Below are 21955 nucleotides of genomic sequence, written 5' to 3' on the forward strand. Positions count from 1 at the left end.
AGCGAAGAACAATGTTTTGCGCAGATCAATATGATGTAGTTGTCGTCGGAGCGGGACATGCCGGTTGTGAAGCGGCTTTGGCCGCGGCTCGCATGGGTTGCCGTACGCTTTTGACGACGTTGAATATGGATAATATCGCGATGATGCCCTGCAATCCGTCCGTCGGCGGACCGGCAAAGGGTCATTTGGTGCGCGAACTCGACGCGTTGGGCGGTGAAATGGGGCTTACTGCCGACAGAGCCTGCATCCAGATGCGGATGCTCAACACCGGCAAAGGGCCGGCGGTACATGCGCTTCGCTCGCAGGCGGATAAGCATCTCTATCAGGCTCTGATGAAAGAAACCGTAGAAAATCAGGAAAAGCTGGACGTCAAGCAACTTTTGGTGGAAGAAATCCTGCTCGAAGACGGCAAGATATGCGGAATCCGCGTGGAAACGGGCGAGACCTATCAGGCGAGCTGCATTATTTTGGCGACAGGGACGTATTTGGCGGGGAAGATCATCTTAGGCGAGACCGTCTATCCCGGCGGGCCGAACGGACAAAGGGCGGCCGAGAACCTGAGCGTATGTTTGAAGAAACTCGGCATTCGCATCATGCGTTTTAAGACGGGAACGCCTGCGCGGGTCGATCAGCGGTCGGTTGATTTTTCGAAGATGATCATTCAGCCGGGCGATGAGGAAGCGCATAATTTTTCTTTTATGAGCGACATAAAGACGCGCGAACAGCATCCCTGCTGGCTGACGTATACGAATCCGCGTACACACCGGATTATACAGGATAATCTGCATCGTGCGCCGATGTATACGGGCGTGGTAGAGGGCGTCGGGCCGCGTTACTGTCCTTCGATCGAGGCGAAGATCGTCCGTTTTGCGGATAAGGAGAGCCACCAGCTCTTCGTCGAGCCGGAAGGGATGCATACGAATGAGATGTATGTGCAGGGCATGTCGACCTGTCTGCCGATCGATGTGCAATATGAATTTTTGCGGACAATACCGGGCTTAGAACAGGTAAAGATTATGCGGCCGGGTTATGCGATCGATTATGATTGCATTGATCCGACGCAACTTGATTTGTCGCTCGAGTTTAAAGATATCGGCGGTCTGTTCTCGGCGGGCCAGAGCAACGGGACGTCGGGCTATGAGGAAGCGGCCGCGCAGGGATTGATGGCGGGAATCAATGCCGCCTGCAAGGTGCAGGGCAAACCGCCGCTGATTTTGTCGCGCGCGGATGCGTATATCGGTGTTTTGATCGATGATTTGGTGACAAAAGGGACGAATGAGCCGTACCGGATCATGACGTCGCGTGCGGAATATCGCTTGCTGCTGCGCCAGGACAATGCCGACATGCGCCTGACGGAAAAGGGGCGCGCCGTCGGATTGGTAAAAGAGGATCGCTACCGGCGTTTTGAAGAAAAGAAGAAAACGATCCAGGAAACGCTGGAGCTGATGCGAAAGCGTACGATTACGCCGACGCCGCAGGTACAGGAGATTTTCTCCCGCTTGAACACTTCGCCGCTTCGGACGGGAATCACGCTGCTTGATTTGTTGCGCCGTACGGAATTGTCCTATGCGATGCTGCAGGAGCATTTTGACTTGCCGGTCGTGGCGAAGGATGTATGCGAACAGATTGAGATAACGGCAAAGTATGAAGGCTATATCAGCAAGCAAATTGAGCAGGTCGAGCGCACGGCGAAACTGGAAGCGAAAAAGCTGCCGCTTGATATGGATTATACGAAGCTGCAAGGTTTGGCAGGCGAAGCGAGGGAAAAACTCCAGGAAATCAGGCCGTCGTCTGTCGGTCAGGCTTCCCGGATTTCCGGCATTTCTCCGGCGGATATTTCGATTTTGCTGGTTTATCTGGAGCAGCGGCGGCGGGAGGATAAGAAAGCGTGAATTTCAAACAATTTTTGCAAGAAGAGGCGGCTAAGGCGGCGCTTGTGTTAGATGAAAAACAATTGGCGGGGTTCGAGCGTTATTTTCAACTGCTGGTGGAGTGGAATGAAAAAATGAACTTGACCGCGATCACGCAGGCCGATGAGGTAGCGCTGAAGCACATGATTGACTCACTGACTTGCCTTGATCCGGACGTTTTTCTGCCTGGAGCGAGCGTGATCGATGTCGGAACCGGCGCCGGTTTTCCCGGCTTACCGCTGAAAATATATCGTGAGGATTTGCAGCTGACCTTATTGGACAGTTTGCAAAAACGTCTTACCTTTTTAGCGACGGTTTTAGCAGAGGTCGGCATTGACGATGTCCGTTTAGTGCATCATCGCGCCGAAGACGGCGCGCGGGATAAGAAATTGCGGGAAATGTTCCAGGTTGCGGTCTCCCGCGCTGTAGCGCGCTTGCCTGTACTTGTTGAGCTATGTCTGCCGTTCGTCAAGCCTGGCGGCTATTTTGTCGCTTTAAAGGGCGCACAGTATAAAGAGGAAATCGAAGAAGCGCAATACGCCATTTCTTTGCTGGGCGGCAAGCTGGAAAAAGTCCAGCCGGTTCAATTGCCGGGCTTAGAAGATATCCGGGCGGTCTTATATATACGCAAGATAAAGAAGACGGCGGCCACTTATCCCAGGAAGGCAGGCTTGCCGGAGAAAAAGCCTTTGCTGGGCGAAGGAAGTTAACGCTTCTTTGCAGAATAAACGAAAGAGTGCGGGAAAGCGCCCCGCTTATCGGAATAAGGCGGTGTAGGAATGAAACGTTGGGCCCGATTACTTGGAATTGGTGGGACCGAGGGAGCTGAGGCAACGAATTTGTCTCCTGCCGAAATGACGCTGACGGAAAAAGACGGCGCGCCGGACAGCCAATTGGTTGAAATAGAAACGATTAACGCCAATCCTTTCCAACCACGGAAAACGTTTAGCGAAGAAGCGTTGGCCGAGCTGTCCGCATCGATTCGCGAGTACGGCATTTTACAGCCTCTGATTGTACGCAGGCGGGAACAGGGCTATGAACTGGTAGCCGGGGAACGGCGTTTGCGTGCCTCTCTTTTGGCTGGCTTGACAGAGGTGCCGGTCTTGATTCGTGACTTTGACGACAAGGAAATGGCTGAACTGGCGATGATTGAAAATCTTCAGCGCGAAGATTTGCATTACCTGGAAGAAGCCGAAGGCTATCAATCGTTATTGCAGCATTTTTCTCTGACGCAGGAAGAATTGGCGAAGCGGATGGGCAAGAAGCAATCCACGATCGCGAATAAGCTGAGGATCTTGAAACTCTCTGCGCCGGTCAGAACGATCTTGGCCCGCGAAGGTCTGACGGAGCGCCATGCACGCGCGCTGCTGAAGTTGGAAGATGATAATTTGCAGCAGGAAGTGCTGGATTTGATTTGTCAGCGGGGGCTGAACGTAAGAGCGTCGGAAGAGTTGATCGAAGAGTTTTTAGAGGATATTGCAAGTCAGGTGGAAGAAAAGAAAGCGCCGAAGCGTCAAATGGTTAAGATGGTTCGCGACGTGAGGATTTTCTTGAATACGATCAATACGGTAGTCGGCGAGATGAAGAAAACCGGCTTTAAAGTGAAAGTAAAACAGGAACAGGATGAAGAGTACATCCATATCAATCTCAAAATCCCCAAAACAGGAAAGAAATAAAAAAAAGCCGTTTCAGATCTTGCATCTGAAACGGCTTTTTTTTAGTAGAGCAGCAGTTGTTTGATTTTCATATCGCCCGGTAATGAGGAAATGCTTCCGTCTTGCAGCCAGCTGCCAATGGAAGAATCCTTCGTGACGTCCAGTTCGCACATCATACGCATGCTTTTTACGACCAGGAACGGAGTACCGTCGATAATGCGGATATCGCTGATCGCGTAATTGGAACGCACGTCTTCAACGCTGGAGCCGGGACCGATTTGTTTATCGGTTTTATAACGCGAGTCATAGATGTGAATGGTGGAAACCAACTTAATCTTCCCGTTCGACAATTCCATTTTCACGGCAGGTGTTTTTTTGCTGCTGTCGAGATAAAGTACCGCTAAGGTGGTTCGCTCGCCGTTGATAAGCTCCGTATTGATCAAGACATTGGAATATTTTTTCTGCAAGTCTTCTAAGGCCATGCCGATATTGATCGCGCCGGCCTTGCCGACTGTCAAAGAAAACTCATTAACCGGCTGGTTGGCGGTATTCGGGGCGCCGAACTTACCGGCAGGGAAACCTGGCGGTAACGTTGATCCTGCCGCTAGCGGCGGACGTGTTTCCGGCTGCAGATTCGGATCGGCTCCGGCGGCTTTTAAGAGTTCGGCAATTTTTGCCTCGCTTTTCCGGTAGGCGTCTGTTAACGCCGTACGGCCAAACTTATCCTGGACATTCGGGTTGGCGCCCTGGTCGAGCAATAAGCGGACAATGCTCTCTGCACCGACGCTGGCTGCCTGCATCAAGGCGGTCCGCCCGATGTTATCCTGCAAGTTGGGATTGGCTCCTTCACCCAGCAAAAGTTGGACAATCTCCGGCTGTTTGTAAAAGGAGGCGGAAATCAAAGGCGTCCAACCGTCGCTTTTGCGCACAGCATTGACGTCCATTCCGGCGTCAATGAAGGCTTTCACCATTTCCTTATTGCCCTTGGCGGCAATCTGCACCATACTTTTTTCTTCGAAAGTGACGCCGAGGTTGACGATCTTATCTAAGGGCGACATCGAATCGGAAGCCAGCCTGGTCGAATGGTAGCCGAGGAAACCGCCGATACTGGCAACGCTGATTAAACCGGCCATGACAAAGAGGACGCCGCGTTTGCTGAAAGCCATGCGCAAACGTTTTTTCCCTTTAAGCGGCGTGGCTGCCGCTGCTTCCGGCGTTTCTACGGCAGTGCCTTCTTCGGCTTCGGCAGGCGTTGTTTCGGCAGGTAAAGCCGGAGCCGTTTCGGCCTCGGCTGTCTTGGCATCGTCGGAAAATAAAGCGGCAAGCCAAAGGGAAAAGCGTTTCCAGACCGTTGGCTGAGCCGCCGTTTCGGCGCTGTTAGCCGCTGTCTTTTGCTCTGCCTCATGCGAAGCGATTACATTATTGACAAGTTCTTTGATTTCCCAGTGGTCGATTTCTGGCGCCTCGTCCTTATCTTTAGAGACGGCAGTGCTCTCAAGGGGCTCGTCGAGCAGACTTTCGATTTCCGGCGCTTGTGCCGACGTTGTTTCAGCCGTTTCTTTTATAGGCTCCATCGTGGCGAGCAAAGCGGCAATATCGTCGGGACTCATTTGTTTGTTGGGGTCAGCGGAAGCTTCATCTGCAGCAGGAGCTGTCGTTGCAATTTCGCGCTGCGCAGCCGGTTCTTCTTCCGGCGTTGCTTGTTTTGCTTCCGGTTCGGCTTCCATCGAAGCAAGGAGAGCGGCAATATCGTCCGGATTCATTTGCTTATTCGGGTCTTCCGCCGCGTTAGCGGAAGACGTAGTGGAAGAATCAACCATCGGGGCAGGCGGCTCTTCCGCGACAGGAGCAGGCGCTGCTGCTGCAGGTGTTTCCGGTTCCATCGAAGCGAGCAAAGCGGCAATATCATCGGGACTCATCGCTTTATTCGGGTCGACCGGCTCTTCCGCGACAGGGGCAGGTGCTGCCGCTGCAGGCGCTTCCGGTTCCATCGAGGCGAGCAAAGCCGCGATATCATCGGGGCTCATCGCTTTATTCGGGTCGACTGGCTCTTCCGCGACAGGAGCAGGTGCTGCCGCTGCAGGCGCTTCCGGTTCCATCGAGGCGAGCAAAGCCGCAATATCATCGGGACTCATCGCTTTATTCGGGTCAATCGGCTCTTCTGTCAGAGGGGCAGGAGCTGCTGCTGCAGGCTCTGCGGGAGCAGCAGGTGCTTCCGGTTCCATCGAAGCGAGCAAAGCTGCAATATCGTCCGGGCTCATCGCTTTATTCGGGTCGACTGGCTCTTCCGCCACAGGGGCAGGAGCTACTGCTGCAGGCTCTGCGGGAGCAGCAGGTGCTTCCGGTTCCATCGAGGCGAGCAAAGCCGCAATATCGTCGGGACTCATTGCTTTATTCGGATCGACCGGTTCTTCTGCTACAGGAGCCGGCGTTGCTGCTGTAGGCTCTACGGGAGCTGCGGCAGATTCGGGTTCCATTGAGGCAAGCAGAGCGGCGATATCATCAGGACTCATCGCTTTGTTCGGATCGATTGGCTCTGCTACAGGAGCAGGGGTTGCCGCTGCTGCAGGCGCTTCCGGTTCCATCGAAGCAAGCAAAGAGGCGATATCGTCAGGGCTCATCGCTTTATTCGGATCAATCGGTTCTGCTGCAGGGGCAGGAGCTTCCTGTGCTGCAGGAGCTTCCTGTGCTGCAGGTGCTTCCGGTTCCATAGAAGCAAGCAAGGCGGCGATATCATCGGGACTCATCGCCTTATTAGGGTCTACAGGTTCTGTTGCAGAAGCAGGTGCTGCTGCTGCAGGTGCTTCCGGTTCCATCGAGGCGAGAAAAGCCGCGATATCATCGGGGCTCATCGCTTTATTCGGGTCGACCGGTTCTTGTGCTGCGGGAGCAGGCGCTGTTGCTGCAGACGTTTCCGGTTCCATCGAAGCGAGCAAAGCGGCGATATCGTCGGGACTCATTGCTTTATTCGGATCGACCGGATCTTCCGTCACAGAAGCAGGTGCTGCTGCTGCAGGTGCTTCCGGTTCCATCGAGGCGAGCAAAGCGGCGATATCATCGGGACTCATCGCCTTATTAGGGTCTACCGGTTCTGCTGCAGGGACAGGCGCAGGCGTTTCCGGTTCCATCGAAGCAAGCAAAGCTGCGATGTCGTCGGGAGTTAGCGCTTTGTTCGGATCATCGGTCGGGTTGCTTACCGAATTTTCGGCAGGCGAAAGCACCGGCTGTTGTTCAGATGAAACAGCCGGTGCAGCAATCGAGTTGTTTTGTGGCTGAGAAGACGCCTGCTTTTCGGATGCGGGCTCTTTTCGGTTTAATGTTTCGTCTGCCATGGAATAGTCCCCTTTTTATTACACAATGATAATGAAAGATCGCTCAGTAATATTTCTGGTAAAATTCCAGTTTCATCAGCAAAAACCCTGCTGATCTTTTGAGTTTTTTTCTGAAATTAATTAAAAAATAGTTAAAAAATAACAAAACAGAAGAAAGCCTTCTGTTTTGTTATTGTAAAGCAGGAAGAGAGCGCCTTATTTATTTTCTTTCATAAAGGATTTTGCAAGCGTGACGGCGTCAACTCCATTGGCGGCAAAACAGTCGGCGGCTGCGGCGAGCGCATATTCTTTCGTTAAAACGGCGCCGCCGACAATCGTGTAGGGTGAAAGACCGGCTTCTTTGATGGCGGCGATGGTTTCGTCGATCTTAGTCATTGTCGTAGTCATCAGCGCACAGAGACCGACAATATCCGGTTTATGAATGCGTACGGCTTCGACGATGCAATCGGGAGCGACATCTTTGCCAAGATCGATAACTTTAAAACCGTTGTTTTCCAATAAGGCGGCCACGATGTTTTTGCCAAGATCATGAATGTCGCCTTTAACGGTTGCAATAACAACGGTTCCAAGATAGGTTTCCGCTTCAGCGGGCAAGTGTTTTTTTAGCGTTAGAAAAGCGCTGCGCATGGTTTCTGCTGCAAGGAGTACCTGTGGTAAGAAGCAGCGTCCTGCGCCAAAAGCAATACCTATCTCGTTCATCGCGGCGGTAAGCGCGTTGTCCGTGATGACGAGCGAGGAAAAGCCTTCTTGAAGCGCCTGTTCGACCAGCGGTATGACGCTTTCTTTTTCGCCCTGCAGGACGGCTGACTTGATCTGGCCAAGCGTATCAAGCGTTAAAGCGGCGGATTTTGCTTCAAGCGGTGCGCTGTTCGGCGCATACAGTAAACTGTATTGTTGCCCGCAAGGGTCTTCGCCGCGCAGCGCTGCAGCGGCCGCCAGCGTTTCTTTCATTCTTTCGTCGTAGGGGTTAAGAATGGGCGCATCCAGGCCTGCTTCAAGCGCCATGGCGCAAAAAGCGGCGTTGACGATCGGGCGCTGCGGCAGACCAAAGGAGACATTGCTGAGTCCCATTGTGCTCGGATAACCTAGTTCTTGGCGGTATAAGCGCAGTGTTGCCAGTGTTTCGAGTGCGGCATTTTGTTCCGCTGCCGTGGTTAAAACGAGGGCGTCAAGCAAGAAGTCATTCGGCTTGAGCCCCGCAGCAAAAGCGGCTGCGATAATTTGTCGCGCACACTGAAGACGCTCGGCGGCGGTGCGCGGAACGCCTTTGTCGGAAAGCGGCAGGCAAAGGATCGCTGCGCCGTATTTTTTCGCCAAAGGAAGAAAGCTTGCCAAACGTTCGCTTTCGGCGCTTACGGAATTGATTAAAGCGCGTCCGGGATAGGCTTTCAATGCACATTCCAGCGCAGCGGCATCGGTTGTATCAATAACCAGAGGAACGTCGACCAACATGGATAATTCATGAAATACGGTTGTCATCGCGGCTGCTTGATCAATTCCCGGAACGCCCATATTGACATCCAATATTTTTGCTCCGGCGGCGACTTGTCCTAAGGCTTCTTTCTTGACGCCGATAAAGTTGCCTGCTTTGATTTCGGCAGCCATCGCTTTGCGTCCGGTCGGATTGATGCGTTCGCCGATCAGCGCAAGAGGCTGTTTACTGCCGATATGCACCGTTCGGGTGCGACTGGTCAGGGCGAGATCAAAACGGCGCTGACGCGCTTGCCGTGTGACGGAGACATGCAGCAAAGCTGTTTTGACTGCTTGAATATGAGCTGGCGTGGTGCCGCAACAGCCGCCGATATAGGAGGCTCCGGCAGCGGCAAGCTTAGGCGCCCATTCGGCCATTTCCGCAGGCGTCATGGGGAATACGGTTTCGCCGTGAATCAGTTCCGGCATGCCCGCATTTGGCTGCACACTGATCGGCGTTTGCGCATGAAGGGCTAATTGTTCAATGACTTGCAGCAGCTGCGCAGGGCCCAGGGAACAGTTTGCGCCGATGACATCGGCGCCTAACGCGCTCAACACGATCGCTGCCGTCTCAGGATCCGTACCGGTTATCGTCCTGCCGTCCGCGCCAAAAGAAAGCTGACAGATTACCGGTTTCGTCGTCACCGTTTTTGCCGCAATCAAAGCGGCGCGCATTTCTTGAAGATCGATAATCGTTTCAATAATGATCATATCGACATCGGCTGCGACAAGTGCGCGGATCTGTTCTTGAAAGACGTCAACGGCAGTGTCGAAGTTCAAATCGCCTAGCGGTTCCAATAGTTTTCCTGTCGGCCCGACTGAGCCGGCGATTTTAGTGTGCGGTGCGCAGGCGGCGCGCGCGGCTTTCACGGCCGCTTCATTTAGCGTCGCGACTTGATCGGCCAGCCCGTAATGTTCAAGCTTGATGCGATTGGCGCCAAACGTATTCGTCTCAATGATATCAGCGCCGTTTGCAATATAAGTCTGGTGGATCTTGCTGATTGCGGCAGGATTTTCGAGATTCCACAATTCCGGACAATAACCGGCGGGCAATCCGGCGGCTTGCAGCATCGTTCCCATGGCTCCATCAAATACAGATACCTTCAATTTGTTTCATCCTTTCTTTTCTCTCTGCGGGAGAGACAGTTAGTAAGAGAGCAGGTGCTGCAAGTGCTATTGGACTGCAGCTTTTGCTGGCGATAGGTCGGCTGAAGACCAATGACCGCGGTAACGGATTTGCGCGGCAGCAACATGCAGGATTCAGTTGACGTAATATTAACCTGACCGGCGTTTGCTAAGCGCAGTATTTCAGGCTGAAACCGAATATCCCAGTTACCATAACCTGGGCTGAAACGTCGCGTGCAAATAAAGCCTTTTTGTGCATATTGTTGGCGGATAAAAGCTTCCAGCTGGTCGGCTGCCGCTTCAACAGCGGTTGTTCCGGCGGCATCAAGCAATAAGGCATGGCTGTAGGAACCCTGGGCAAAATAATGTTCGGAGGTTTTTTCTAAAAGTTCGCCAATGGTGACTGCCAAAACGACAACATGCTGGCTTGCTTGCAAGTGGCGTTTAATGCTAGTGGCGGTCAGTTCTATTTTTCTCTCAGCCAGGATCGTCGAAGTGGCAGAATCATAAGGGAATATTTCCCATGAACTTTTCGCTTCCGCGAGTAGACGGCCTTCCTGAACGGCGGCTGTAATCGCTGCAGGAGGAAAATTGTGCGCTTCCTTCATTCCGGCATACCGTTGAACTTCTGCTGCGGACAAGGACTGCAAGGACGGGTTGTAAATCGGCACACGAACACCTCCTCCGTAAAGCGTGTTTCTGCCTAAAATATCATAATTTTGTATATTACGCAAGTATTTGCGCTGTTTTTATACGCTTATATTAATAAGGAAATGATTTTGCAAATATACGGGAGTAGAATATTGTTGTATAATGAGAAAAGAAGTTTTGAATATGCAGGACATGAGGTGAGGATTTTGGGGAAAGTCATTGCGATCGCCAACCAAAAAGGCGGCGTCGGCAAGACTACGACAGCGGTAAACTTAAGTGCTTGTATCGCTGAATTAGGGAAAAAAGTACTCCTATTGGATCTCGATCCGCAGGGGAATACCAGCAGCGGATTAGGCGTCAACAAGAAGCTGCTTGAGAGAAGTATCTATGACGTTTTGGTAAATGATGTTCCGGCGGAGAGCGCTGTTTGCGATACGGAACTTGCCAACTTGCAACTTTTACCGACGACCATTCAATTAGCTGGAGCTGAAATTGAGCTGGTTTCTGTTATTTCACGTGAAACAAAATTAAAACGGGCATTGGATAAAATACGTTTCGAGTATGATTATGTGATTATCGATTGTCCGCCTTCGCTCGGGTTATTAACAATCAACGCGCTGACGGCGGCGAATTCGGTGCTTGTACCGATTCAGTGCGAATTTTACGCGTTAGAAGGATTGACGCAGTTGATGAGTACCATCTCGCTTGTGCAGCGCAATCTGAACCCGGCACTGACTTTGGAAGGCGTCGTGTTGACCATGTTTGACGCCCGGACGAATCTTTCAATTCAGGTAGTGGATGAAGTGAAGAATCATTTCCGTCATAAAGTGTATCAGACGATCATTCCGCGCAATGTGCGTTTGAGTGAAGCTCCGAGTCACGGAAAACCGGTTATTACATATGATCCTAAATCAAAAGGCGCCGAAGTGTATTTTGAGTTAGCGCAGGAGGTTGTGGGTGATGAATAAGGGTGGACGTGGTCTGGGTCGTGGTTTGGATGCGTTAATCCCGATGGGAGGCGCCAGTCATCAGGTTGAGACGGTGCAAAAGAAGAATGGGGCGACAGACTGGGTTATGGTAAAAGATATCGTCGCCAATCAGTTTCAGCCAAGACGTTTGTTTGATGAAGACGCGCTGAATGAATTAGTGCAATCCATCCGTCAATACGGCATTTTGCAGCCGATCGTTGTACGAAAGACGATGCAAGGGTTTGAACTTGTTGCTGGCGAACGACGCTGGCGCGCCTCGCAGCGTGCTGGTTTAAAAGAAATTCCGGCGGTTGTAAAAGAGTTGACCGACGGAGAGATGATGGAAATCGCGCTAATTGAAAACATTCAGCGTGAGAGCCTGAATCCGATTGAAGAAGCTGCGGCTTACCGGCGTTTGATGGAAGAATTCGGCCTGACGCAGGAAGAAGTCGCGCGTAAAATTGGTCGAAGTCGTTCGTTGATCGCAAATACGGTGCGCATGCTGAATTTATCGCCGGATGTGCAAGATCATGTTTCACGTGGAACATTGAGCATGGGGCAAGCAAGACCTCTCTTGACCTTAGAGGATCGTGAAGTGCAGCTGGAAGCTGCTGAGACGATCATCGCAGAAGGTTTGTCTTCACGTGATGCAGAAGAATTGGTAAAACGCATCATTAAAGGCGTAGGAGAAAAGAACAGAGCGAAGAAAGAAGTTGAACCGATCAGAGGCGTTTTTGTGGAAGAAGCCGAAGATCAGCTCAAGATGGTCTTAGGGACGCAGGTTAAGATTAAGCCTGGAAAACTGAAAAGTAGAATAGAAATCGAATTTTACTCGCAAGATGACTTGGAACGAATCATTGAAACATTGACGCAGATGATGCAACCGACAGCGGGAGTGCGAGTACCGGGGCAATTAATCGTATAAATAAAACACAATCATGTTTCACGTGAAACATGATTGTGTTTTGCCTGACGTTTGACGTCTTGTTAAAAGGTGGAGATGAAGATGATATATCTGGATAATGCCGCGACAAGTTGGCCGAAACCGGAATCTGTTTATCAAAAAACGGAAGAGGCTTTGCGCGCGGGCGGAAGCCCGGGCAGAGGCGGTTATCAGAAGGCAAGGAAGGCGGCAGAAGTGCTCTATGAAGCGCGTGAAGCGCTGGCCGAATTGATTCGTGCGCCGATCGCAACGCAAATCGCGTTTGCGCAAAATGCCACCGATGCTTTGAGTATGGCGTTGTTTGGTTTAATTAAACCCGGAGATATCGTCGTAACGACGTCGATGGAACATAATGCGGTGGCTCGTCCGCTCTGGCAACTACAACAAACCGGTGTCATCATACGTAAGGTTTCGTGTAACGCACAGGGGGAACTGAATTGGAGCATGTTGAAAGAAGCCTTGTCGGGTGCGCAGTGGATTGTCCTCACGCACGCATCGAATGTGAGCGGCACGGTATTTCCGATCCATGAAATTGGGCGTCTGGCGGCGGAACGAAATGTGCGCTGCATCGTAGATGCATGTCAAACCATTGGTGTGAAGGAAATTGATGTTCAAGCCGGCCTCTTCTCAGCAGTCGCATTTAGTGGACATAAAGGGTTGCTAAGTCCTCAGGGCGTCGGCGCTTTATATATCGAAGAGACTCTTTCTTGCAAGCCGTTGCGCTATGGGGGGACGGGAAGTCTTTCGGAATCCGAAGAACAGCCTTCTTTTATGCCGGATCGACTGGAAAGCGGCACGCCGAACGTTCCTGGCATTGCAGGTTTGTTGGCCGGAGTAGAGTATATTGCGGCTAAGGGGCAGGATGCGATCTGTCGACATGAATTGAAGTTGGCGCAGCTTCTCTGGGAAGGGCTTGGCGTGCTGCCGAAAGTAAAGCGGCTTGGGCCGGGTTTTGCGGCAGAACGCACGGCGGTTGTCAGTTTTGCGGTCGAGGGGATCGACAGCGGCATGATAAGCCGTGCATTGGAAGAAACGGCGGCGATCGCGTCGCGCAGCGGTCTGCACTGCGCACCGTGGGCGCATAAGACGCTCGGCAGTCTGGAAAGCGGCGCGGTGCGTTTTAGCCCAGGAATTTATAATAACGAAGCGGAAATAAAAATCGTTCTTGAAACGCTCGAAGCCGTCTTAAAAACGGAAAGTGCGTGCTAAGAAAAAGTAAAACAGAAAGAAAGAGTGGTTGCGTAGTATGGATATAAAGGAATTGACCGATCTGATCATGGGAAATCTGCCGGAATTGATCCTTGCGATGACGGGATTATTGCTGGCGGCATTGCTTGTCTTTATCAGCATTAATATTAAGATGGTAGGTTTGAGCCGCAAGTATGAAACGATGACGAAGGGTATGGACGGCGTGAATTTAGAGAAGCTTCTGCTCGAACATGTGGCGGAAGTGCGGCAAACGAGCCGTCAATGCGAGGCGCTTGAGAAAGAATGCGCGCGCTTGCGCCAACAGCTGCTGGGATGCATCCAACGCTTTGGCGTGGTTCGCTTTAACGCTTTTCCCGATATCGCAAGCGATTTGAGCTTTGCAATTGCGATGCTGGACGAAAAAAACAACGGCGTCGTCTTCTCGAGCATCTATAGCCGCAGCGAATCGAGAACCTATGCAAAGCCGATCACAAATGGAGAATCTGCGTATTTGCTTTCGGAAGAAGAACGTAAGGCACTGCAAATGGCGATGGAAAAAAAACCTGCGTAAAAGCAGGATTTTTTTCTTTTGCGGCGAATAGAGAAAAAGTATGTAAAAATGCAAAAAGAGACTGTTGAAAAAGGTTTGGCTACTGGAGGTACTGTCAGGGACATGATCTGGTACTGCGAAGCTAAGCAATAACAGATGGACTTTTTTCAACAGCCTCCCTTAGTAGTGCTGTAAGGAGGGCGAAAGTTTGGCGTTAAAGACTAAACAACAGGCAAAACGAAATCAATTTTTCACTTTTATGTTGGTGCCGCATGACGGCAAAGCGGTGAAAAGCGTACGAATCCCGGTCAATTTATTAAAAATAGGTGCGGTACTGTGTTGCGCGATTGTAATGGCCTCGGTGGGCGCATTCCTTAATTATCGCTATACCGTTGCGGAAGCGACTTCTGAAAAAGCGGAACTGGATGCGCTGCGGCAAACCAATGGCAGCCAATTGCAGCAGATCGAGCAGTTGGCAAAGTCGACCGCGGGTTTGCAGGCGGACATGGAACGGCTTAATAATTTAGACAGTGAAGTTCGCCGCATGATGAATCTGGAAGAAGCGACGGGGACGTCGCGTGCGGGAACGGTGCGTCCGAACCTGAATGGCTCTAACCAGGGCGGGCAAGGCGGTCCGACCGCAAAACCTACGGTTTCACAATTGAATGAAGTGACGGTTGCGTTAAAAGCCGATTTGAAAAGCCGCGAAGAAAGTTTGCTTGAATTGAAAGAACAGATCAAGGCGAAACAAAGCCGCGCGGCTGCGACGCCTTCCATCTGGCCGACGAATGGCGATGTGACCTCGCGCTTTGGTTGGCGCGGTTCGCCGTTTGGCGGCGGCGGCAGCGATTGGCATCCCGGAATCGATATCGCGAACGGAGTAGGAACACCTATCGTTGCGACTGCAGACGGAGAAGTGACCGGCAGCGGCTGGGACGGCGGTTATGGAAAATTGATCAAGATTAACCATGGCGGCGGCATTGAAACATTATATGGCCATAACTCTCAAATTGTGGCGCAGGTTGGACAGCACGTTAAAAAGGGTGAAGTCATCGCCTATATGGGAAGTACCGGTTACAGCACGGGTTCGCATTGCCATTATGAAATCAGGGTGAATGGAACGGCGGTAAATCCGGTTAGCTTTTTAAATTAATAGTGAATGCGAAGCCGAAACGGTCAAAGGCAGCTGCTTTTGACCGTTTTTCTAAGCTGGGAGAAAAGTTGGGAAGTAAGGGGTTTAAGAAAGGGAGGATATGATGTTTGGCTTGAAAAAAAGCAGTGGCGTTTTGACTGGGGATATGAGCACGATTATTGGTAAAGATACGACCTTCAAAGGGGTTGTATCCGGCAAAGGAACGATAAGAGTCGACGGTCAGTTTGAAGGGGAGTTGCAAACGACCGGAGATTTGATGGTTGGCGATACGGCGATCATTACCGCCAATGTCAAAGCGCGTAATGCGATCATTGGCGGCACGATTCACGGCAACGTTGAAATCGCCGAGAAGATGGAGCTGTTGGCGAGTGCGAAGATTTACGGCGACATCAAGGTCGGCGTCCTGATCATTGGCGAGGGTGCGGTCTTCAAAGGCGCTTGTGAAATGAAGCATTTGGTTGAACCGCAGGCACAGAAAAAATAGCAAAAAAACACGGCTGCTTAGCAGTCGTGTTTTTTTGCTTTAAAACGCCTTTTGCGTAGAATTAGTCAAGCGAAACAAGGAGACTGAATGACAAAGGTAGAAACGTAAGAAAAGGAAAGATAACAAATAATAAAATATACATTATATTGTAAGCAAAAACTAAACACGCTTGAAAGCGGCGAGACAATAGGAGGAAACAAGATGGCGGAACGAAGCAAAAGGGATGAATTGCAAGCCTCTCTCAGGCGCTTGCCTGGCGTCGATAAGGTGTTGGAAATGATGCTGCAGGACGAAACAGCCAAAAGGTTGCCGGCGAGTTTACTGACGGATTGTGCGCGAAAAGCGGTCAGCCAGGTCAGAGAACGCGTTTTGGCCGGTGAGCGTGAAATTCCATCTGCGCTGGAAACGATCGTGCAGGGCGGCGTAAAAGAGGCGTTGCGGGCTGTTAAGCCTCGCTTGCGGCGTGTGATTAATGCTACCGGCGTCGTCTTGCACACCAATTTAGGCCGTGCGCCGCTGAGTGAAACGGCGCTGCAGCTGATCCAGGAAAGCGCCAGCGGCTATAGCAATTTGGAGTTTGACCTGCAAGCCGGCGTACGCGGCAGTCGCTACAGCCTTGTCGTAGAAAAAATCTGCCGCTTGACCGGCGCCGAAGATGCCGTCGTCGTCAACAACAATGCAGCGGCGGTCATGCTTTTGCTCGCTGCCATGGCGAAAGGGAAGGAAGTCGTTGTAAGCCGCGGCGAACTGGTTGAAATCGGCGGTTCCTTTCGCATTCCGGCTGTAATGGAAGAAAGCGGTGCGAAATTATTGGAGGTTGGGACGACAAACAAGACGCATCTAAGGGATTATGAAGCGGCAATCAGCGAGGAAACGGCATTGCTGATGAAGGTGCATACCAGCAATTACCGGATCATCGGCTTCACGTCGCAGCCTGAGGATGCGGATATCGTGGAGCTGGGACGCAGGAAGGCGATACCGGTCGTGGAAGATCTGGGCGGCGGACTCCTGTTGCCGCTTGCGCTGCCGGGCTGGCAGGAACCGACCGTCGCGGAGAAAATCGCGGCAGGTTTTGACCTTGTCACCTGCAGCGCCGATAAATTGATGGGCGCAGGGCAAGCGGGCATCATCGCGGGCAAGCGGCAATACATCGAAAAGATCAAGAAGCATCAACTCTTAAGAGCGCTGCGCATCGATAAACTGTCATTAGCGGCGCTCGAAGGAACGTTGTGCGATTATCTGGTTGGCAAGGAAGAAAAAATCCCCGTTCTGCGGATGCTGACGGCAACACAAGAGACATTGGCAAACATGCAGCAGCAACTTGCCGAAGAACTGGCGCCGCTCGAGAAAAAAGGCTGGAGCATTAAAAAGTGCGAGATGTCGTCGATGGCTGGCGGCGGCACGCTGCCGGAGATCGAGTTTGCCAGCTGTGGCGTAGCGATCATACCGCCTGAAGCGGAAGCGGCAAGCGTAGAACGCCATTTGCGCGCCTGGCAGATTCCGATCATCGTCCGTGTGCAAGAGGGGCGACTGCTCGTGGATGTCAGAAGCTTGTTTCCGGCGGATGCGGCTGAAATTGCAGCGGCCTGTGCGGCGTGGGAGGCAGAGAGGAAACGATGAAGTATCTGATTATTGGTACGGCCGGACATGTCGATCATGGGAAATCGGCCTTGATAAAGGCGTTGACCGGGACGGAGACAGACCGGCTGAAAGAAGAGAAAGAGCGCGGCATCTCGATCGATCTTGGCTTTGCGCTTTTGCCCCTGGCCGAAGACATCATGGCCGGAATTGTCGATGTGCCGGGGCATGAACGTTTTCTCAAGAATATGCTGGCCGGAACGGGCGGCATGGATCTGGTCATGCTCGTCATCGCGGCAGATGAAGGCGTCATGCCGCAAACGCGCGAGCATCTGGCGATGCTGAGTCTTTATGGCGTAAAGCGCGGCGTCATCGTGATCAACAAGATCGACAAGGTGGATGCGGAGTGGCTTGAACTGGTCGAAGCGGAAGTAAAGGAGTTACTGGCGGGGACGTTTCTTGAAACGGCGCCTAGCTGCCGTGTATCGGCCTTTAGCGGCGAAGGGGTCGAAGAACTGAAAGACGTTTTGCTTGCACAGGCCAGGTTGGCAGGGGTGCGCGACAGCAAAGCGCCGTTTCGCCTCTGGATCGACAGGGTCTTCAGCATTAAAGGGCATGGCGCGGTAGTGACCGGTTCGCTTTTAAGCGGAGAAGCGACGGTCGGAGATTTGCTTCGTCTCGATCCTGTGGGCGCGCAAGTGCGCGTGCGGGGCGTCGAGTGGCATGGAAAAAAAGTCGAACGCGTCGTTGCCGGACAACGCGCCGCGATAAACATTGTCGGCGTCGAAAGCGAAGCCCTGGCGCGTGGCATGGTGCTGAGCGCAGAGCATGTCGGCGAAGTCGGCGCGGTATGGGATGTAAGGCTTGAATGGCGTGAGGAAGTCGACAGCGGCAGCCGGATCCGCCTGCATATCGGCACGGGAGAATATATCGGACGGCTCTATCGCTTCAAAGATCGGCCGGCCGAGGTCGGACGCTTGGTGCTCGAAGAAGAGGTCGCGGCGGCACCTGGTGATCGGGGGATCATCCGGCAATATTCGCCGCAGTATCTGCTGGCTGGAGTCACGATGCTTCGACCGGGCGCGCGGCGGACGCCGCCGAAAGAAAGTCGGGTTCGACTCGGTGAAGCCTTGACCGGCAAGGACGAAAAGGAATTTCTCTCGGCACTGCTAGCGGATGCCGATGAGCCGCTAAATAAAACGGAAGTCTTGAGCCTTGCCGGATACCGCGCGCCCAAACCTCTGCTCGACGCGTTGGCGGCGCTGCTTGAGGCTGAAGAGATCACTTCGCTGGAGAGCGGTTATGTAAGAGCGGCATGGCTGAACGAGAAAGAAGAAAAACTGAAAGCAGCGCTGGAAGTTTTTCATGCCGAGGAACCCGAACGCAGCGGCATCAGTAAGGAGGCGCTGCGCCAACGCCTACATCTGGCGGAAAAGACGTTTGAATGCCTGGTGCGGCGTTTCGTTGCCGCCGGCTGGCTGAAGGCGCTTGGCGGAGATCTTGCCTTGACGGAACATGCAGAGCGGCATGCAAGGTGGGAACGGGAGCTGATCGCCAAGGCGCAGGAGATCTTGGAAAAGATCGGTTTAGAAGACGTTCAGGAAGACTGGCTGCAAAAACAGCTGAACATTCCGGAAGAGCGGCGAAAAGTTGTTTGGGCGACGCTTGTGCGTCAGGGCGTATTGATTCGCATGGGCGGCATACACGTATACAGCAAAACAATTCAAAACATTGTCACTGTTATTCAAGAACATTTTCAGCGCCATGCAACGCTCTCAGTAAGCGAATTGCGGGACTTGATTAACACATCGCGCAAGTATGCAATGCCGATTCTTGAGTACCTAGATATGAATAAATATACAAAGAGAGAAGGGGATACGCGTACTTGTGGCGCGAAACTCAAGGATTTATCAGAATAATATTTTATTAAAAATGCATATTGACAGCATTGGCTCCTCTTTTTATAATAAGAACTAATCGGCACATGGTGGATGTGTGACGAGGACGTAAGTTTTTCGGGAGTGTACCTAGGGTTCCGCGCCGTGAGGCGGTCTGGTCCAAGCGGTACAGGTGCAGTGCTGCACAACACCGTGGGTATAAAAGACCCTGCGGAAAGTCCTGGATGCGGTGGACAACATCGGCATCCGATTTTCGTAGGCGTCTTTTTTCTTTTGCTTTCTATAAAACAAGGATGAAAAGGTGGAGATTAGAATGTGCAGAATAGGAGCAATCAAAAGTAAGGAGTTCTTTCATCCTTCCAAGGCGCTGCATCTCATGCTGCCGCAACAGGAGGGGCATGACAATTCCGGGTTTGCGATGGTGATGCAGGATTTGGCGGGCGTCTTCAGCCGCCATAAGGACAAGCCGCTGCTTTCGCTGGCCTGCTCGCAGCGCGGGGCGAAAATGGTCGAAGACTATATGGAAACCAACAACTTCACGCCGATTCAAGAGTGGATTCCGCGCGGCGTGCGCGGTAAGAAACTCGATATCGCGGCGATGCCTTATTATATTTTCCGCAACTATGAGTATCCGGAACATTATCGCGATGCCAGTTGGGAAGAAAAAGAAGAGCTGCTTTTAAGCACGCGTTTGGCGCTGCGCATCCTGCTGGAAGAAGCGGGCGAGGGCTTCGTCTATTCCTTCTGGCCGGATGTCTTGACGCTGAAAGAAATCGGCGATCCGGCCGATATCGCGACGTATTTCAGGCTGTGGGAAAACAACGGCGATCTGATGGCGAAGAACGTCGTCGTCCAATGCCGGCAAAATACAAATTACGATATTGTCCGCTATGCGGCGCATCCGTTTTTTTTGCAGGGCTATACGTTATGCGCGAACGGCGAGAATACGTTTTATACCAAGAACAAAGAATATCAAAAATCACTGCATCGCGGTTACATCGGTTTCGAATCGGATTCGCAAAACTTCCTCTACACGATGCATTATGTGCTGCATGAATTGAAATGGCCGATCAAGTACTACAAACATGTCATCACGCCGCTGCCGTTTGAAGAAATCAGCGTGCGCGACGACCGGGCAGAGCTGACTGCCATCCGTCAATCGTTGGGGCATCTTGAAATCAACGGGCCGAACACGATCATTGCGATGCTGCCGGACGGAAACATGGTGACCTGCTGCGACTCGAAGAAACTGCGTCCCGTTGTCGTAGGCGGCGATGGAACGACAGTGGCCATTGCTTCAGAAGTCTGCGGCATCAATGCGATCCTGCCGGAGCGGGATCAGGCGCTCGATATCTATCCGAACGAACGTGAAGTCGTCGTAATTGACGCGGCGCTGGAGGTAAAGCGATGGAAACAGTAAGAACGCAAGATGTGACGGTTAATGATTTGCCGTGGAAAATAGAATATGCACGCGAACGCTGCACCATGTGCGGCAGCTGTACGGCTGCCTGTTCGTTTCAGGCGATCCAACCGGCGATGGAACGCCGCTCGGTCACGATCTCGACCGGACATCAGCCTGAACCGAGCGAACGCCATCAGGCAAGACCGGTCATTCGTCAGGTTGACAGCGTAGCAAACGCCTGTACTGGCTGCGGCATGTGTGAAAAGATCTGCCCGAACAAGGCGATCCGCCCGGTACGCAATCCGGATTCGCGCCATGCTTTGGTTGCAAGAAGCGGCGGACAGCCGTTGAAGAGAGGCGGTCGGACCAATCTGCAGGCGGGGCGCACGCTCGATAAGATCGTCGTCGGTCGCATTTCGCAAATGACGGACCCCGCGCTTGATTCGGAGCGGCATACGTTTGATATCGTAGCGCCGTTTGGCCGCGTGCTCGGCCCAAAAGAACTTCCTTTTACCGCGCAGGGCGGCGAACTTCACTTGTCGGACAAAACACCGCCGGTAAATTGGATTTATCCGGTCATCTTCAGCGACATGTCGATCGGCGCACTCTCAACGCGAGCCTGGGAAGCCATTGCGCTGGCGACCGCTTACCTCAATGAACGCTGCAACATGCCGGTACGGATGTGTTCCGGCGAAGGCGGCATGCCGGTAAAACTGCTGGAATCGGAGCAGCTGAAATATATGATCCTGCAGATTGCTTCCGGCCACTTCGGCTGGAACCGGATCATCAAAGCGATGCCGCGCATGAAAGTCGATCCGGCCGGAATCCTGATCAAAATCGGTCAAGGCGCAAAACCGGGTGATGGCGGATTGTTGCCGGCGGCAAAAGTGGCCGAACATATTCAGGCGATTCGCGGCGTACCGAAGGCGGATCTGATGTCGCCGCCGAATCATCAGGGCTTGTACTCGATTGAAGAATCCGTACAAAAAATGCACTTGTCGTTAAATGCGGCGTTTAAGTTCCGCGTTCCGGTCGCGATAAAATGCGCTGCGTCCGCGACATCCGTATCCGTATACAATAACCTGATGCGTGATCCGTATCGCATCTGCGGCGGTTTTTTCATCGACGGTATTCAAGGCGGCACCGGAGCGGCGAACGAAGTCTCGCTCGATCATACCGGGCATCCGGTCGTTTCCAAGCTCCGCGAATGCTACCTTTCCGCGGTGAAACAGGGCCGTCAGGGACAGATACCGCTTTGGGCCGGCGGCGGCGTAGGTTTGACCGGCAATGCCGCGGCCGATGCGCTGAAAATGATCTGCTTAGGCGCAAACGGCATCTTCATGGGCAAGATCCTGATCCAGCTGATGGGCTGCGTCGGCAATGAGAACGGCCGCTGCAATTCCTGCAATACCGGCAAATGTCCGGCGGGCATTTGTACGCAGGATCCACGCTTGGCGAAGCGGCTTAATGTCGACTTGGCGGCGAGAAACATCGTCAATTACATGCTGGCACTGGACTCCGAACTGAAGAAGCTGATGGCGCCGATCGGCAACAGCTCGCTGCCGGTCGGTCGGTCAGACGCCTTGGTTAGTACGGAACAGGCGATTGCCGACAAGCTGGCGATCCAGTATGTATGTTAGGAGGAGCA

16 protein-coding genes are annotated in these 21955 nt (G+C 52.5%); 13 read left to right on the plus strand and 3 right to left on the minus strand.

The features are described from left to right. The first annotated feature begins 11 nt into the window (after positions 1–11). From mnmG to noc, 3 genes are all read left to right on the plus strand, one after another. The gene (mnmG, locus tag QTL79_RS11445) at positions 12–1892 is read left to right on the plus strand and encodes a tRNA uridine-5-carboxymethylaminomethyl(34) synthesis enzyme MnmG (RefSeq protein ID WP_346355101.1); all 1881 of its coding nucleotides are present in this window, start codon (positions 12–14) and stop codon (positions 1890–1892) included. Beyond that, complete coding sequence (gene rsmG / locus QTL79_RS11450; protein WP_346355102.1) at positions 1889–2620, plus strand: 16S rRNA (guanine(527)-N(7))-methyltransferase RsmG; 732 nt, start codon at positions 1889–1891, stop codon at positions 2618–2620. Before mnmG ends, rsmG begins: the two co-directional genes overlap by 4 nt. 69 nt (positions 2621–2689) lie before the next feature. Next, positions 2690–3586: a nucleoid occlusion protein gene (gene noc, locus QTL79_RS11455; RefSeq protein WP_346355103.1), complete on the plus strand. Its 897-nt coding sequence runs from the start codon at positions 2690–2692 to the stop codon at positions 3584–3586. Between the two features lie 41 nt (positions 3587–3627). On the opposite strand, the gene QTL79_RS11460 is transcribed toward noc, so the two are convergent. The 3 genes from QTL79_RS11460 to QTL79_RS11470 form a co-directional block, all read right to left on the minus strand. Continuing rightward, positions 3628–6897, minus strand: coding sequence for an ankyrin repeat domain-containing protein (locus QTL79_RS11460; RefSeq protein WP_346355104.1), 3270 nt, complete (start codon positions 6895–6897; stop codon positions 3628–3630). 195 nt (positions 6898–7092) lie between these two features. Then, entirely contained in the window at positions 7093–9474 is a 2382-nt protein-coding gene (locus QTL79_RS11465; RefSeq protein WP_346355105.1) for a homocysteine S-methyltransferase family protein, read from the minus strand. After that, positions 9471–10163, minus strand: coding sequence for a vitamin B12 dependent-methionine synthase activation domain-containing protein (locus QTL79_RS11470; RefSeq protein ID WP_346355106.1), 693 nt, complete (start codon positions 10161–10163; stop codon positions 9471–9473). The genes QTL79_RS11465 and QTL79_RS11470 overlap by 4 nt, the downstream gene beginning before the upstream one ends. Positions 10164–10340: 177 nt before the next feature. Here QTL79_RS11470 and QTL79_RS11475 point away from each other — a divergent pair, with 177 nt between their 5' ends. From QTL79_RS11475 to QTL79_RS11520, 10 genes are all read left to right on the plus strand, one after another. Then, the gene (locus tag QTL79_RS11475; RefSeq protein ID WP_346355147.1) at positions 10341–11111 is read left to right on the plus strand and encodes a ParA family protein; all 771 of its coding nucleotides are present in this window, start codon (positions 10341–10343) and stop codon (positions 11109–11111) included. Continuing rightward, a complete protein-coding gene (locus tag QTL79_RS11480; protein WP_346355107.1) occupies positions 11104–12036 on the plus strand; it encodes a ParB/RepB/Spo0J family partition protein in 933 nt (310 codons plus the stop codon). The genes QTL79_RS11475 and QTL79_RS11480 overlap by 8 nt, the downstream gene beginning before the upstream one ends. Positions 12037–12117: 81 nt before the next feature. Next, positions 12118–13263: an aminotransferase class V-fold PLP-dependent enzyme gene (locus QTL79_RS11485; protein ID WP_346355108.1), complete on the plus strand. Its 1146-nt coding sequence runs from the start codon at positions 12118–12120 to the stop codon at positions 13261–13263. Between the two features lie 37 nt (positions 13264–13300). Beyond that, positions 13301–13813, plus strand: coding sequence for a DUF4446 family protein (locus QTL79_RS11490; RefSeq protein WP_346355109.1), 513 nt, complete (start codon positions 13301–13303; stop codon positions 13811–13813). A 187-nt stretch (positions 13814–14000) separates the two neighbouring features. After that, complete coding sequence (locus QTL79_RS11495; RefSeq protein ID WP_346355110.1) at positions 14001–14945, plus strand: peptidoglycan DD-metalloendopeptidase family protein; 945 nt, start codon at positions 14001–14003, stop codon at positions 14943–14945. Between the two features lie 100 nt (positions 14946–15045). Next, entirely contained in the window at positions 15046–15429 is a 384-nt protein-coding gene (locus tag QTL79_RS11500) for a bactofilin family protein (RefSeq protein WP_346355111.1), read from the plus strand. A 201-nt stretch (positions 15430–15630) separates the two neighbouring features. Further along, positions 15631–17049, plus strand: coding sequence for an L-seryl-tRNA(Sec) selenium transferase (gene selA / locus QTL79_RS11505; RefSeq protein ID WP_346355112.1), 1419 nt, complete (start codon positions 15631–15633; stop codon positions 17047–17049). Further along, positions 17046–18926: a selenocysteine-specific translation elongation factor gene (gene selB / locus QTL79_RS11510; RefSeq protein ID WP_346355113.1), complete on the plus strand. Its 1881-nt coding sequence runs from the start codon at positions 17046–17048 to the stop codon at positions 18924–18926. Before selA ends, selB begins: the two co-directional genes overlap by 4 nt. 292 nt (positions 18927–19218) lie before the next feature. Continuing rightward, positions 19219–20325 (plus strand): class II glutamine amidotransferase domain-containing protein, encoded by a 1107-nt coding sequence (locus QTL79_RS11515; RefSeq protein ID WP_346355114.1) that lies wholly within the window; start codon positions 19219–19221, stop codon positions 20323–20325. Next, positions 20313–21947, plus strand: coding sequence for a glutamate synthase-related protein (locus QTL79_RS11520; protein ID WP_346355115.1), 1635 nt, complete (start codon positions 20313–20315; stop codon positions 21945–21947). The genes QTL79_RS11515 and QTL79_RS11520 overlap by 13 nt, the downstream gene beginning before the upstream one ends. The last annotated feature ends 8 nt before the right edge of the window (positions 21948–21955 follow it).

Origin of the sequence: Azotosporobacter soli, from assembly GCF_030542965.1 — a bacterium.
Lineage (GTDB): Bacteria > Bacillota > Negativicutes > SG130 > SG130 > Azotosporobacter > Azotosporobacter soli.